This window comes from Shewanella sp. ECSMB14102, assembly GCF_000813075.1.
Taxonomy (GTDB): domain Bacteria; phylum Pseudomonadota; class Gammaproteobacteria; order Enterobacterales; family Shewanellaceae; genus Shewanella; species Shewanella indica.
Genome location: NZ_JWGX01000105.1, coordinates 1 through 1,705, shown reverse-complemented (window position 1 = coordinate 1,705; position 1,705 = coordinate 1). Strand labels below are relative to the sequence as shown.

Annotated in this window: 2 protein-coding genes and 1 tRNA gene; all 3 read left to right on the top strand. The window is 42.9% G+C overall.

What is annotated here, in order from left to right; translation table 11 throughout:
• The first annotated feature begins 205 nt into the window (after positions 1–205).
• A tRNA-Ile gene (locus RC73_RS19530) sits at positions 206–282 on the top strand.
• A gap of 201 nt (positions 283–483) precedes the next feature.
• A complete protein-coding gene (locus RC73_RS19525) occupies positions 484–855 on the top strand; it encodes a hypothetical protein (RefSeq protein ID WP_052248318.1) in 372 nt (123 codons plus the stop codon).
• A 12-nt stretch (positions 856–867) separates the two neighbouring features.
• Positions 868–1,527, top strand: a complete 660-nt coding sequence (locus RC73_RS19520; RefSeq protein ID WP_039036190.1) for a hypothetical protein — start codon at positions 868–870, stop codon at positions 1,525–1,527.
• Positions 1,528–1,705: the final 178 nt, after the last annotated feature.

The following is a 1,705-nucleotide window of genomic DNA, read 5'->3' as shown; positions in this document are numbered from 1 at the left end:
CTTTCAGTGAGATCGTCAAGCGATCTGTCTTAACTGATCGGCATTACCGCATCGCGGGGTTTTTTATTGCCTTTAAGACTCAAGTCTGATTAACAGATAACCACTTGAAAGCAATAGCATCAATAATGCGCAAAACACGGGTGACAAGCGCAATTAAACTTCGTATACTCTCTCCCGCTTCTGGTGATGACGATTGCCTTAAGCCGGCCCCTTAGCTCAGTTGGTTAGAGCACACGACTCATAATCGTTAGGTCCCCAGTTCGAGTCTGGGAGGGGCCACCATATTTTTCGAAGGCTTAGCTAACTCAATTTAGCTAAGCCTTTGTTGTTTCTGTGGCGTTGGGTGCTGTAGCGTTCAAACTCGCATTAGAAAATATCTTGTTGCCTTCCCCAAACCTCCCCAATAAAGTATCGGTCAAAGAGTATGCATGTAACCGCTTTTGAAGTGGTGGCAATTCCTAAACTGTACATCTAAGGACTAACATGAAAATTATAGGGATATTTACAGCGTTAATAACGCTATCGGCTTGCACCTACACATCTAACATGAACGTAGGAACCAATTTCAGTTCCGAGCAGGTGGCAAAGATAGCAAAGGGCAAAACGGCAGAAGCAGATTTAGTTAACCTCTTTGGTCAGCCACAAGTAAAAGCTGTCATCAACGAAACAGACGTAAAGTGGATTTACAGTTACACAGAGGGCAGCGCATCTGCCCAAGCGTTTACCATGAAAACCACATCCGACTTCACGACTCACACACTTGATATTTTGCTTAGAAATGGTGTGGTAGTGAACTTCGCAGAAACCCACGCGCCAACAAATATGACTATCAACACTCAAAGCTCAATAAAGTAATCAAGTGACTGTATGGACATATTGGACTATTACGACCTAAAGGAATGGTGGAACACGGCGTTAATGCCTGCACAACGCGCTCAGATAGCCAGAGACTATCAGCCGATGGGTTACCCTTCAGGCACACCATTTCTCTACTCGCCAATCGGCAAATCCTATGGTGAAACGGGTAAGTGCTGCCTACTGGACGTCTTAGCGTGTGTGGCAAAGGATGCCGCGAAAGACATCATCTGGAACAAAACCGAGCAAGCGGTAAAAGAGGCTCTTAGCCAGACTAAGCGAAATTACATAGATATTCACTTAGCTCTAGCTGGTTTAATTAAATATCATTACCGTTTGCGAAATGACCAAGCTCATTATGAAAAGGCCAAAGAGTTTTGCTTATTGCAGATATCTATTTCCAGTAAATTAGTCAAAAAATTTCGTTATCCCGAAAAACCGAAAGAATTAAAACGGCTTCATAAATTAACGGGTATGACTCATCCCTATTATGATGAGCCTCAAATTCTGCCTTCACATACAGGTTACAAACAACTTGCTATCATTCTTGAAAAAGAAGGCGATCTTAAAGGTGCACTTGAACTGGCCAAGAATGCATTACAGCAAGGGTGGACTGATGATTACGAAAAGCGAATAGCGAAACTAACAGCCAAACTTGCCAAGCAAAGGTAGCCCTTTTTATAGAGTAAGAAAACTCATCCTAAAGGTGTCCAAAAACTCCTTTAGCGATGTCAGAAAACGATCTGCTAATGATGTCGGAAAAGTCCACCAGCGATGTTGGTGAATTGCAGCCCAATTAAGCTTACAAACTCAAGGCGTTACGGCACTGACTGTTCGATTAAAAGATAAT